This is a genomic window from Streptococcus parasalivarius, assembly GCF_054785155.1.
Map to the genome: position 1 here is coordinate 278009 of NZ_BAABOB010000001.1, position 12607 is coordinate 290615.

At 42.1% G+C, this 12607-nt stretch carries 12 protein-coding genes; 11 read left to right on the forward strand and 1 reads right to left on the reverse strand.

The genetic code is table 11. The features are described from left to right. Positions 1–146: 146 nt before the first annotated feature. Entirely contained in the window at positions 147–2321 is a 2175-nt protein-coding gene (locus ACYVQ1_RS01355) for an LTA synthase family protein (protein WP_461249571.1), read from the reverse strand. Between the two features lie 161 nt (positions 2322–2482). On the opposite strand from ACYVQ1_RS01355, the gene ACYVQ1_RS01360 reads away from it, so the two are divergent. From ACYVQ1_RS01360 to pheA, 11 genes are all read left to right on the forward strand, one after another. Beyond that, positions 2483–3646 (forward strand): class I SAM-dependent rRNA methyltransferase, encoded by a 1164-nt coding sequence (locus tag ACYVQ1_RS01360; RefSeq protein WP_461249572.1) that lies wholly within the window; start codon positions 2483–2485, stop codon positions 3644–3646. Next, positions 3643–4320, forward strand: a complete 678-nt coding sequence (gene aroD / locus ACYVQ1_RS01365; RefSeq protein ID WP_461249573.1) for a type I 3-dehydroquinate dehydratase — start codon at positions 3643–3645, stop codon at positions 4318–4320. The genes ACYVQ1_RS01360 and aroD overlap by 4 nt, the downstream gene beginning before the upstream one ends. After that, positions 4310–5167: a shikimate dehydrogenase gene (locus tag ACYVQ1_RS01370; protein WP_461249574.1), complete on the forward strand. Its 858-nt coding sequence runs from the start codon at positions 4310–4312 to the stop codon at positions 5165–5167. Before aroD ends, ACYVQ1_RS01370 begins: the two co-directional genes overlap by 11 nt. A 12-nt stretch (positions 5168–5179) precedes the next feature. Beyond that, on the forward strand, positions 5180–6247 hold the full coding sequence (gene aroB / locus ACYVQ1_RS01375) for a 3-dehydroquinate synthase (protein WP_461249575.1): 1068 nt from the start codon (positions 5180–5182) through the stop codon (positions 6245–6247). Continuing rightward, positions 6248–7414: a chorismate synthase gene (gene aroC / locus ACYVQ1_RS01380; protein ID WP_461249576.1), complete on the forward strand. Its 1167-nt coding sequence runs from the start codon at positions 6248–6250 to the stop codon at positions 7412–7414. Between the two features lie 29 nt (positions 7415–7443). Beyond that, positions 7444–8550, forward strand: a complete 1107-nt coding sequence (locus ACYVQ1_RS01385; protein ID WP_461249577.1) for a prephenate dehydrogenase — start codon at positions 7444–7446, stop codon at positions 8548–8550. Between the two features lie 9 nt (positions 8551–8559). Next, positions 8560–8898, forward strand: a complete 339-nt coding sequence (locus ACYVQ1_RS01390; protein ID WP_002890462.1) for a YlbF/YmcA family competence regulator — start codon at positions 8560–8562, stop codon at positions 8896–8898. An 88-nt stretch (positions 8899–8986) separates the two neighbouring features. Then, entirely contained in the window at positions 8987–9937 is a 951-nt protein-coding gene (locus ACYVQ1_RS01395; protein ID WP_461249578.1) for an L-lactate dehydrogenase, read from the forward strand. A gap of 80 nt (positions 9938–10017) precedes the next feature. Next, positions 10018–11301, forward strand: a complete 1284-nt coding sequence (gene aroA / locus ACYVQ1_RS01400) for a 3-phosphoshikimate 1-carboxyvinyltransferase (protein WP_461249579.1) — start codon at positions 10018–10020, stop codon at positions 11299–11301. Further along, positions 11294–11785, forward strand: a complete 492-nt coding sequence (locus tag ACYVQ1_RS01405) for a shikimate kinase (RefSeq protein WP_461249580.1) — start codon at positions 11294–11296, stop codon at positions 11783–11785. The genes aroA and ACYVQ1_RS01405 overlap by 8 nt, the downstream gene beginning before the upstream one ends. Then, complete coding sequence (pheA, locus tag ACYVQ1_RS01410) at positions 11776–12600, forward strand: prephenate dehydratase (protein WP_461249581.1); 825 nt, start codon at positions 11776–11778, stop codon at positions 12598–12600. The genes ACYVQ1_RS01405 and pheA overlap by 10 nt, the downstream gene beginning before the upstream one ends. The last annotated feature ends 7 nt before the right edge of the window (positions 12601–12607 follow it).

The following is a 12607-nucleotide window of genomic DNA, read 5'->3' on the forward strand; positions in this document are numbered from 1 at the left end:
TTACAAACTCTATTTAATCACGCTTATAGTAAACTAGCAAGAGATATGTTTGAGGCGAGTGCTATGAGGATTATGATTTTCCAGTTAAGTAGGATTGATAATTGTTTAATCTAAAAAGGCAGTCCAAACAGGACTGCTTTTAAGGCTTATTGTTGTTCCGTTGAGGAGCTACTTGGCTCTGATTCACTTGAACTCGATTCAGATTCTGCAGGATGTAGTTCCTTGTAAGATGGGGTCTTGAATAGATCAGCTGTTGATTTATTGCCTTTTTGTTTGTAGAGGCTGGTTGATTTATCTTTCAGCTTTTTATTGATTTCTTTTAGTTGCTCCATCTGTTTAGTGTAGGAAATCTTGCTAGAATCAACATGCTTCAAACCGTTTGGCGTATAGAAACGAAGAAGGTCACCTGTTTGAACAGCGTCACTCATCGAAAGTTGAGTTGCTACTGCCTTACGAATGGCTTCGTTATCTTTTTTAGTTGTCTCATCAGGGTTGGTAATTTCTTCCCCAGTTTGAGTGTTATAAAGTCGACCAGAGTAGCTGGTGTATTGAGGAGTAACATATTGACCTGAGGTTCTAAATGCGACGGTTTGCTTATTATCAGGAGATAGGAGGTCTTGTCCCATCTGGATATAAGAGCTAGTGTCAACGCCAAGAACGTGAAGGAGAGTTGGAAGGGCATCAACCTCACCACCAAAGGTGTTAGAGATACCACCACCAGTATAGCCTGGAATATGAATCATGTAAGGAACACGTTGAAGCATGGCTTTATCATAGTTTGACCAAGTTTCAGGGTTCTTACCGAGAAGTTCAGCAAGATTGCTGCTTCGTGTATCAGAGATACCATAGTGGTCACCGTACATGACAATAATCGAGTTATCGTAAAGACCGGTTTCCTTGAGGTAATCAAAGAAGTCTTTGATTGCTGAGTCAAGATAGTTAGCTGTTGCAAAATATCCGTTGACTGTTTCGTCTTTTGTTTCGGCAAGTGGGAAACCTTGTTCCTTTTCATCACCTGAGAGAGAAGTATATGGGTAGTGGTTAGATACTGTAAGGTATTTAACGTAGAAAGGTTGTTGCATTTGTTCCAGATACTTGATGGAATCTGGGAACATGTACTTGTCATTTAGACCATACTGGAAGGAGTTTTCATCAGTTTTTTCAGTGAAGGCTGATGAGTCAAAGAAGTAGTTATACCCCCATTGTTTATAGGTATTATTACGATTCCAGAAGGATCCAGTGTTTCCGTGGAAAACAGCTGATGTATAGTCACCTGTTTGAGCTAGGATAGATGGTGCCGCATAGGCGGTATTGGTACCGCCATAGTTTACCATGTATGAGCCTGTGCTTAGTCCAAAGAGAGACGTTTCCATCAAGGTTTCAGCATCAGAAGTTTTCCCTGATTTTACTTGGTGGAAGAAGTTTGAAAAGGCTAGCGTTTCGTTTGAGTGGTAGATGGAATTGATGAATGGTGTAACTTCATAGGATTGACCGTCTACTTGGAGCTTGTAGTCAATGAGGAACTGTTGGAAGCTTTCCAGATGAATAACGATGACGTTTCTTCCTTTAGCAATTCCGTAATACTTAGGGTCAGGTGCCGCATAGTGCTCTTTAACGTAAGCCTCAACCTTTTTCATATCCTCAGCTGTTGCAGATGATCGAGCCTGTGAAGCTTGATAAGTTAAGTTACCAGAATAGGCTGTGAAGAAGGGAAGCCCCATAGCACGAACAATATAGTTATTTGAGAAACCACGTGTCAACAACTCGCCACGGTTAACTTCCGCTAAGAAGAGGTTAACTGAGAGTAGGAGTGTTGATAGTGCAGTAACTGCGAAACTAGCTCGTTTATTAAATGGCTTGCTGTCCATTTTAAGCTTTTTCCTGAAACCAGCATAGATGAAGAAAGGAACATCAATCAGGTAGAAAATATAGCTTGGCTCAAGAAGGTTCTTGGCTGAGTCTCCTAGTCCTGCTGCCGAACTAGAACTTGCTAGGATGGTATTTACAGTGATGAAGTCTGTAAACTCTCCAAAGTAAATCACATTAGCAATAAGTAAGAGGTTAAGGATGACATAGATAGCAATGGTAATGCTATAAAAGAAACGTCGTTTCTTGAAGTATAGTCCTAAACCTAGAAGCATTAATCCTAGTGGAATAGGGTTAATCAGCGAAAGCATAACCTGATATCTGCTTTCCAACTCAAGATTAATGTTGACGTAATAAGCGAATATGGTTTTTAGCCAGTAAAAGAAGAGTAACAAGAGGATAAATCCAAGTCTTGATGAAACTCCTTTCCAAAAGGCTTCAGTAATTTTTTTCAAAGTAATACTTCCTTTGATTCTATATTATCTTAACCATTATACCAAATAAGATAATGACTCTCAAAAATTTACTGCCATTGAGTGTGATATTCCTTGACATATAATTGATAAAATCTAGTTACGAAACAGAAATAATAGCATTTTTTTGGTATAATAGTAACATGAGTATATTGACGGTAAGTCCCTTTGCGGAGAAAAAAATCAAACAAGGAAAACAGCTTCTTTTAGCCGAAGATTTTCCAAAAATAACTGAAAATAATCAGTTGGTTTATCTGTATAGCCAATCCAAAGACTTTTTAGGAACGGGCTATTTGTCAAGTCAAAATAAGGGGATAGGATGGTTTCTGTCCCCTAAAAAACAACAATTGACAGTGACTTATTTTCAAGAACTTTTTGAAAGGGCTAAGGCCAAACGTCAATCCTATTATGATAATGAGTTGACGACAGCTTTTCGTCTTTTCAACCAAGATGGTGACGATTTTGGTGGTCTCACAATTGATTTATATGGGGATTATGCCCTCTTTTCATGGTACAATGCCTTTGTTTATTCCTTGAAAAATGATATTGTAGAGGCTTTCCAAATGGTCTTTCCTGAGGTCTTGGGAGGCTATGAGAAAATCCGCTTCAAGGGTCTTGATTTCGAATCAGACCATCTTTTTGGGCAAGAGGCGGCTGATACCTTCACCATTTTAGAAAATGGGGTAACTTATGAAGTTTTCCTCAATGATGGGCTAATGACGGGGATTTTCCTTGATCAGCATGAAGTGCGTGATGGTTTAGTTAATGGCTTAGCTTTGGGAAAATCAGTTTTGAATATGTTCTCCTATACGGCAGCTTTTTCAGTGGCTGCAGCCATGGGGGGAGCGGTTGAAACGACATCGGTTGATTTGGCTAAGCGTTCACGTGAATTATCGACGGCTCATTTTGAAGCTAATGGCTTCAGTATGGAAAATCATCGCTTGGTCGTGATGGATGTCTTCGATTATTTCAAATATGCAAAGAAAAAAGGCTTATCTTATGACCTTATCGTCATCGATCCGCCAAGCTTTGCTCGAAATAAGAAACGCACTTTCTCAGCAAATAAGGATTACCACAAGTTAATTGCACAAAGTCTTGATATTTTATCAGAGCATGGGACAATCATCGCAAGTACCAATGCTGCTAATATGACAGTGCAACAGTTTAAGAAACAACTACGTAAGGGCTTGGGAGATGTTTCAGCGGACTTCGTTAACCTGCAACAATTACCAGCGGATTTTACCGTCAATCCTAATGATCCAACATCAAATTATTTGAAAGTATACACAATAAAGGTAAATAAATGAAAATTGTAGTTCCGATTATGCCAACTAGTTTAGAGGAGGCACAAGCGCTTGAACTGTCTCGTTTTGAGGGGGCAGACATTATTGAATGGCGTGCAGATTTTTTAGATAAGGATAGTATCTTAACGGTTGCTCCGGCTATTTTCGAGAAATTCGCAGGCTTTGAGATTGTCTTTACCATCCGTACAACGCGTGAGGGTGGTAGGCTTGAGTTAACGGATGCGGAATATGTCGCACTGATTAAGGATGTAGCTGCGATTTATTCGCCAGATTATATTGATTTTGAGTATTTCACACGTAAGGCTGTCTTTGATCAAATGCTCGAATTTTCAAACTTGGTTTTGTCTTATCATAACTTTGAGGAGACACCTGAAAACCTCATGGAACTTTTCTCTGAGATGGCAAACTTGACACCACGAGTGGTTAAGGTCGCAGTTATACCTAAGCATGAGCAGGATGTTCTCGACCTTATGAACTTCACACGTGGCTTTAAGGCCTTTAATCCTGAGCAGGAGTTTGTGACCATGTCAATGGGTAAACTAGGTCGTTTGTCACGTTTTGCGGGCGACTTGATAGGGTCATCATGGACCTTTGCCAGTCTTGATAATGCCAGTGCTCCAGGACAAATTAGTTTAGCAGACATGCGCAGAATCAGGGAGGTTTTGGATGCAGATTGATGGACACACACGCCTAGCAGCTGTTGTCGCCAATCCAATCAAGCATTCGATTTCGCCATTCATTCATAATTCGGCCTTTGAGAAGACACAAGTTAATGGTGTTTATGTGGCCTGGGAGATTCCGGAATCAGACCTAGCCGAGACAGTTAAAAATATTAGACGTTACGACATGTTCGGTATCAATTTGTCCATGCCATATAAGGAAGCAGTTATTCCTTTTTTGGATGAGATTAGTCCTGCAGCTCAACTGATTGGTGCTGTCAATACAGTTGTTAATCGTGATGGGCGTTTGATTGGTCATAATACGGACGGTTTTGGCTTTTTTGCTAGTCTAAAGAACTTTAGCCCTAAAGATGCCCATCTGATGATTTTGGGTGCTGGTGGTGCGGCTAAAGCTATTGTGACGCAGGCAGTTCTTGATGGTGCCAAAAAAGTAAGTGTCTATGTTCGCCCTCAGTCATTGGATAAGGCAAAAGAGAGCTTTAAGTCCTTACTTGAACAGACAACTTGTCACTTGGAGTTTCATGCTTTAAATGATCTTAAGTATTTTAAAGAGGAACTAGGCCAGGCTGATTTATTGGTGAATGCGACGAGTGTAGGTATGGATGGCGCATCCTTACCTATTCCTACAGATACAAAATTTCCTAAGGGACTCTTGGTTGCTGATATCATTTATCAGCCTTTTGAAACACCTTTCTTGGCCTTAGCTAGGAAACAGGGAATAGAGGCTGTGAACGGACTTGGCATGTTGCTTCATCAAGCAGCAGGTGCCTTTAAATTGTGGACAGGCAAGGACATGCCAACAGACGCCATTTGGCAGGAATTAGAAAATATTTACAATAGCTAGGAGGGGACGACGATGAAACTAGAGGTAAATTTAACACATAACCCTTATGACATTATTATTGAAAAAGGAGCCCTTAAGACTGTCGGTCAATGGGTGAAGTCACTTTGGGAACCACAAAAGATTGCCCTTATTACGGACAATCATGTGGGAGCTCTATATGCAGAGAAAGTTAAGCTTAGCTTGGAGCACGAAGGTTTTGAGGTTGTCGTTTTTGATTTTCTAGAAGGTGAAGCGAGTAAGAATCTTAAAACTGTTAATAAGGCTTATGAGTTTTTGATTAAGAATGGCATGACTCGTAGTGATGGTATTGTTGCTCTTGGTGGTGGCGTTGTTGGAGACTTAGCAGGCTTTGTCGCTTCAACTTATATGCGTGGGATTCATTTCGTCCAAGTTCCAACCAGTCTAACTGCCCAAGTAGATTCATCTATTGGCGGAAAGACGGGTGTGAACACACCATTTGCTAAAAATATCGTGGGAACTTTTGCTCAGCCTGATGGGGTTTTGATTGACCCTAATGTCCTTGAGACACTTGGTAAACGTGAATTGATCGAAGGTATGGGTGAGGTTGTCAAATACGGTTTGATTGACGATCCTGAACTTTGGCAGCTCCTTGAAAGCATTGATGGTTCGGTTCACAGTATCCTAGAAAACTCAGAAACCATTATTTACCGTTCATGTAACGTTAAGCGTAAAATTGTGGTTGAAGATGAGTTTGAAGGTGGTGTTCGTATGTACCTCAACTTTGGTCATACGATTGGGCATGCCGTTGAACAAACAGCTGGTTACGGTAAAGTCATGCACGGTGAAGCGGTAGCTATTGGAATGGTTCAGATTTCTCGTGTTGCTGAGGAAAAAGGTATAATGCCTCAAGGAATCACACGTCAAATTGCTGAGATGTGTGTTAAATTTGGTTTGCCAGTGGACTATGAGCCATGGCGTGTTGAAGAGCTCTATACAGCCCTCACACATGACAAGAAAGCCCGTGGCAATAGCATTAAGACAGTTATCGTTCCAGAGATTGGTAAGGCAGCTATCAATCAGATTCCTTTAGTTGAAATGAAAGAGTACTTGGAGAAATAAATGAGATATTTAACAGCAGGTGAGTCTCATGGCCCACGTTTAACAGCAATTATCGAAGGTGTTCCAGCTGGTCTTCCCTTGACGGCTGAAGATATCAATGCTGATTTGAAACGCCGCCAAGGTGGTTATGGTCGTGGTGGCCGTATGAAAATCGAGTCGGATAAGGTTGAAATCACTTCTGGTGTTCGTCATGGGAAAACAACAGGGGCTCCAATCACCCTTCATGTTATCAATAAAGACCATCAAAAATGGTTGGACATCATGGCTGTGGAAGACATTGAAGACCGTTTGAAAACCAAACGTAAAATCACTCACCCACGTCCAGGACATGCTGACTTGGTTGGTGGAATGAAATACCGTTTCGATGATTTGCGTAATTCCTTGGAGCGTTCTAGTGCGCGTGAAACAACTATGCGTGTGGCAGTAGGTGCTGTCGCTAAACGTATCTTGGCTGAGCTCGATATTGAAATTGCTAACCATGTTGTTGTCTTTGGTGGTAAGGAAATTGATGTGCCTGAGAATTTGACGGTAGCCCAAATCAAGGAATTGGCTCAACAATCTGAGATTTCAGTCGTTAACCAAGAACGTGAACAAGAGATTAAAGACTACATTGATCAGATCAAAAAAGAGGGAGACACAATCGGTGGTGTCGTTGAAACTGTCGTTGGTGGTGTTCCTGTTGGTCTTGGTTCTTATGTGCAATGGGATACAAAACTTGATGCTAAGATTGCTCAAGCAGTTGTATCCATCAATGCCTTCAAGGGTGTGGAATTTGGTCTTGGTTTCAAAGATGGCTACCTCAAGGGCTCTCAAGTGATGGACGAGATTCTCTGGAATGAAGAGGACGGATATACACGTCGCACTAACAATCTTGGTGGTTTCGAAGGTGGTATGACCAATGGTCAACCGATTGTGGTGCGTGGGGTTATGAAACCCATTCCAACCCTTTACAAGCCTTTGATGTCAGTAGATATCGAAACACACGAACCTTACAAGGCCACAGTTGAGCGTTCAGATCCAACGGCCTTGCCGGCAGCGGGTGTTGTTATGGAATCCGTAGTTGCTACAGTCGTAGCTAATGAAATCTTGGACAGATTCTCTTCCGATAACATGGAAGAATTGAAAGAAGCGGTAGCACGTCACCGTGACTATGTGAAAAACTTTTAAGCAGCATCAGACAATAGATGGGAGTAGTAATGAGTAAGAAAACAATTTATATCGCAGGATTGGGCTTAATTGGTGGTTCCTTGGCTTTAGGGATTAAAAGAGACCACCCTGATTATGAGATTCTTGGATATAATCGCTCTGACTATTCTCGAAATATTGCGCTTGAGCGTGGTATCGTTGACCGTGCAACCAGTGATTTCAAAGAGTTTGTCCCACTTGCTGATGTGATTATCCTTGCAGTGCCAATTAAGCAAACTGTGGCCTACTTGCAGGAATTGGCTGACTTGGATCTCAAAGATAATGTCATCATCACAGACGCAGGGTCTACTAAGTTGGATATCGTTGAGGCAGCTGAACGTTACCTAACAGGTAAAAATGTTCAGTTTGTAGGTTCCCACCCTATGGCTGGTTCCCATAAATCAGGGGCTATTGCAGCCGACGTGACGCTTTTTGAAAATGCCTATTATATTTTCACACCGACAAGTCTGACAAGAGAGACAACTATCCCAGAGCTTAAGGACATCTTGTCTGGGCTTAAGTCACGTTTTGTGGAGATTGGTGCGGCTGAACACGACCGTGTAACCAGTCAAATCAGTCATTTTCCCCACCTTTTAGCTTCTGGTCTTATGGAACAGGCGGCTGATTATGCTCAGGCTCACGAGATGACTAATCACTTTGCGGCTGGGGGATTCCGAGATATGACCCGTATTGCAGAAAGTGAACCCGGTATGTGGGCTTCCATTCTCATGACTAATGGGCCTGCTGTTTTGGATCGTATTGAAGATTTCAAAAAACGTTTGGACCATGTGGCTGACTTGATTAAGGCTGAGGATGAGAATGCCATTTGGGAGTTCTTTGACAATGGTCGTAAGAAGCGTAAAGAGATGGAAATTCACAAAAAGGGTGGCGTGGAAAGTGCCTTCGATATTTTCGTGGATGTGCCTGACCGTGAGGACGTTATCCTTAGCATTATGGAATTGTTGCGAGGAACGTCTTTGGTTAATCTTCGTATCAATGAAGAAAATCGTGAGGATATCCATGGTATCCTTCAAATTACTTTTAAAAATGAAAAAGATCGTACACATGCTAAGACTGTTATTGAAGCCAATACAGACTATCATGTGGTGATCGCCTAGGAGAATAAAATGACAAATATTTATGATTTAGCAAATGAGTTGGAACGTGGCATTCGTGCCCTTCCTGAGTACAAAACTTTGGTAGAGAAAAAAGAAGCTATCGCAGCTGATGCTGAGGCTAGTGCTCTTTTCAAAGAGTTCACTGATTTCCAAGAGGATTTCTATGCTAAAATGCAAGCTGGTACAATGCCAACAGCAGAAGAACAAGCAGCTGTTCAAGAATTGGGGCAGAAAGTGGAAGCTAATGCCCTTTTGAAAGAATACTTGGCTGCACAACAAGGCTTGTCTGTTTATTTGAATGATATTGAACGTATCATCTTCAAACCTTTGCAAGAATTGAATAGCTAATCAGAGAGGGTGTGTCAGTTGACAGGCCCTTTTCTGCATTCAAAAGAGATTGTCTAAGAATGAAGATCAAATATTAAGGAGGAAAATGATGGCTCGTAAAATTGGAATTATTGGTATGGGAAATGTTGGAGCTGCGGTAGCTCATGGAGCTATTGCTCAAGGTTTGGCTGATAGTTATGTCTTTATAGATATCAATGAGAAAAAGGCTGAGGCGGATGCCCAGGATTTTAAAGATGCTATGGCCAATCTGCCTAGCTATGCCAACATCGTGGTTAATGATTATGCAGCACTCGAAGATGCTGATGTTATTATTTCATCCCTTGGAAATATTCAGTTACAGCATAATGCCGGTGAGGACCGTTTTGCTGAATTTCCATTTACCCGAGAAGCTGTTTATCAGGTTTCTCAGGAACTCAAAAAATTGGATTTTAAAGGCATACTCTTGGTTATCTCAAACCCTGTAGATGCCGTATCAGCCCTCTATCAAGAGTTCACAGGTTGGCCAAGAGAACGTGTGATTGGGACAGGGACTCTACTCGATACAGCTAGAATGAAGGCAGCGGTAGGAGATGATTTATCAGTCAATCCAAAATCAGTATCCGGCTACAATCTTGGCGAACATGGGAATTCCCAATTTACAGCCTGGAGTCAAGTCAAGGTCAAAGGTCAAGATATTACAAAATTGACAAGTGAAAAGGAACGTCAAGCACTCTTTATGGCCTCAATGAAAGGTGGTCACAAGGTCTTTTATGGTAAGGGATATACCTCTTACGGGATTGCCAGTGCAGCTCTTCGTTTGGTGGCAATTATCCTTTCTGACGCTCAAGAAGAGGTGGCAGTATCTAGCTATCAAGAAATCTATCAGACTTATCTTGGCTATCCAGTTATTTTAGGACGCCAAGGGGTGGAAGCTCCTGTTCACTTGTCTTTGTCGGCTGAGGAAAAACATCTTTTGCAGGAGTCTGCTGACTTGATTCGGAACCGTGTTCAAGAGGCAGTTGCCTTCTTGAAAGAAAAGTATGGCAATACAAGCGAGTGAATATTTTGACAATTCAGTCTATGGTTGGACTTTCAAATATGGTATAATGGGAATAACTATAAAATTTTTAGGAGTAACCTATGAAACTAGAAACCAAGGCCCAAGGTCTTCATGGCAGCCTGCGCATCCCTGGTGACAAGTCAATTAGTCACCGTTCTATCATGTTCGGAAGTCTTGCCAAAGGTGTGACAACTGTTCGTGATATTTTACGAGGTGAGGATGTCCTCTCAACTATGCAGGTCTTCCGTGATTTGGGTGTGACTATCGAGGATGATGGCGATGTGGTACGCATTCACGGTGTTGGTTTTGATGGTCTCAAGGCTCCTCAAAACAAGTTGGACATGGGGAACTCTGGAACATCCATTCGTTTGATTTCAGGTGTGCTTGCTGGTCAAGATTTTGATGTAGAGATGTTTGGAGATGACTCCCTTTCAAAACGCCCGATGGACCGTGTCACTATTCCTTTACGTCAGATGGGAGTAGAGGTATCAGGACAAACTGACCGTGATTTGCCACCATTGAAAATGCACGGCAGCAAGTCCCTTAAACCTATACATTACCAATTGCCAGTGGCCTCTGCTCAGGTTAAGTCTGCCCTTATTTTTGCAGCCCTTCAAGCTAATGGCGAGTCTGTCATCATTGAGAAGGAAAAAACACGTAATCATACGGAAGATATGATTCAGCAGTTTGGTGGTCAGCTTCAAGTTGATGGCAAGGAAATTCGTATTTCTGGTGGGCAAACCTTCACTGCCCAAGAAGTTGTGGTTCCAGGAGATATTTCTTCAGCTGCTTTTTGGTTGGTAGCAGGACTCGTGGTGCCTAACTCTAAGATTGTCTTGGAAAATGTCGGTGTTAACGAGACACGTACCGGAATCATTGATGTTATCAAGGATATGGGTGGTAATATAACCCTTTCAGATATTGACCAAGTTGCTAAATCTGCAACCATTACGGTTGAAACTTCAGAACTTAAAGGTACCGAAATTGGCGGTGACATCATTCCACGTTTGATTGATGAACTTCCGATTATCACACTCTTGGCGACACAAGCTCAAGGCAAGACAGTGATTCGTGATGCTGAAGAGCTCAAGGTCAAAGAGACCGATCGTATTCAGGTGGTAGCAGATGCCTTGAATGCTATGGGTGCTGATATTGTTCCAACTGAGGATGGTATGATTATCACTGGTAAGACGGCTCTTCACGGGGCAGAGATCAATACCTTTGGTGACCACAGGATTGGTATGATGACAGCCATTGCTGCCCTCTTGGTTCAAGATGGCGAAGTTGACTTGCAACGTGCGGAAGCTATTAATACAAGTTATCCAAGCTTCTTTAGTGATTTGGAAGGATTACTGCATGGCTAAGGTTTTATTGGGCTTTATGGGAGTTGGTAAGAGTTCCGTCGCCCCATACCTGGATGGTCGTTTCGTGGATATGGATCAGGTCATCGAAGAGAAAATCGGGATGTCCATTGCTGATTTTTTTGCCAAAGAATGCGAAGCAAGCTTTCGTCAGATTGAGTCTGAGACTCTGGAAGAACTCCTTCAAGAGGGAGATGATATTATCATCTCTACTGGAGGTGGTGTCGTTGTGACGGAGCGTAATCGTCAGCTCTTAGCCAAGAATCGTAAGCATAACGTTTGGCTCCATGCTTCTTTCGATGTGGTCTATGATCGCATTGAAAAGGATACCCAGAATCAGCGCCCACTCTTTCTCAATCATTCCAAAGAGGATTTTAAGGCTATTTATGACGGTCGAATGGCACTTTATCAAGATTTAGCAGATTTGGTTGTCACAGTTGATAACCGAACGCCAGAAGAAGTAGCAAGGTTTATCAAATGTATGTAGGTTATTTGGGCCCTAGTGGGTCGTTTACGCATAATGCAGCCTTAAAGGCTTTTCCTGAGGCAGAATTGGTTTCTCTAGGTACCATTACTGAAGTCATCAAGTCTTATGAAGAGGGACGTGTGGATTATGCGGTCATTCCGGTGGAAAATTCCATCGAGGGCTCTGTTCATGAGAGTTTAGACTATCTCTTCCATCAGGCCGATATTCGTGCTGTGGCAGAGATTGTTCAGCCCATCAAGCAGCAGTTGATGGCGACGAAACATCATGAGAAAATTGAGAAAATCTTCTCACACCCACAAGCGATTGCCCAAGGGAAAAAGTACATTAAAGATCATTTTCCACATGCTAAAATTGAGACAACAGCCAGTACAGCCTTTGCGGCGCGTTTTGTCGCTGATAATCCAGATCAGCCATATGCGGCCATCGCTCCGCATGCAGCTGCTAAGGAATACGGTCTTCAAATCTTGGCTAAGGATATTCAGGAGATTGAAAAGAATTATACCCGCTTTTGGGTGTTGGGGAACACCGTTCCTGAGATTCCGCTCAATCAGATTGATTGCAAATTAACGCTGGCCTTGACCCTGCCTGACAATATGCCAGGGGCACTTTACAAGGCCTTATCAACCTTTGCCTGGCGAGGCATTGACTTGACCAAGATAGAAAGTCGTCCTTTGAAGACGGTACTTGGCGAGTATTTCTTTATTATTGATTGTGATTATACAAAGGAAAAGTTGGCTCAGTTCGCTCTTGAAGAGCTGACTGCAGTTGGAATTGGATATAAAATCTTGGGTGCTTACCAAGTCTATGAAATTTAAAGGGAAA

Bases quoted from the DNA above. Each gene is read 5' to 3' on its own strand.
- ACYVQ1_RS01405 (WP_461249580.1), top strand. From the start codon at position 11,294: ATGGCTAAGGTTTTATTGGGCTTTATGGGAGTTGGTAAGAGTTCCGTC.
- pheA (WP_461249581.1), top strand. From the start codon at position 11,776: ATGTATGTAGGTTATTTGGGCCCTAGTGGGTCGTTTACGCATAATGCA.
- ACYVQ1_RS01370 (WP_461249574.1), top strand. From the start codon at position 4,310: ATGCAGATTGATGGACACACACGCCTAGCAGCTGTTGTCGCCAATCCA.
- aroC (WP_461249576.1), top strand. From the start codon at position 6,248: ATGAGATATTTAACAGCAGGTGAGTCTCATGGCCCACGTTTAACAGCA.
- ACYVQ1_RS01390 (WP_002890462.1), top strand. From the start codon at position 8,560: ATGACAAATATTTATGATTTAGCAAATGAGTTGGAACGTGGCATTCGT.
- ACYVQ1_RS01385 (WP_461249577.1), top strand. From the start codon at position 7,444: ATGAGTAAGAAAACAATTTATATCGCAGGATTGGGCTTAATTGGTGGT.
- aroA (WP_461249579.1), top strand. From the start codon at position 10,018: ATGAAACTAGAAACCAAGGCCCAAGGTCTTCATGGCAGCCTGCGCATC.
- ACYVQ1_RS01360 (WP_461249572.1), top strand. From the start codon at position 2,483: ATGAGTATATTGACGGTAAGTCCCTTTGCGGAGAAAAAAATCAAACAA.
- aroD (WP_461249573.1), top strand. From the start codon at position 3,643: ATGAAAATTGTAGTTCCGATTATGCCAACTAGTTTAGAGGAGGCACAA.
- ACYVQ1_RS01395 (WP_461249578.1), top strand. From the start codon at position 8,987: ATGGCTCGTAAAATTGGAATTATTGGTATGGGAAATGTTGGAGCTGCG.
- aroB (WP_461249575.1), top strand. From the start codon at position 5,180: ATGAAACTAGAGGTAAATTTAACACATAACCCTTATGACATTATTATT.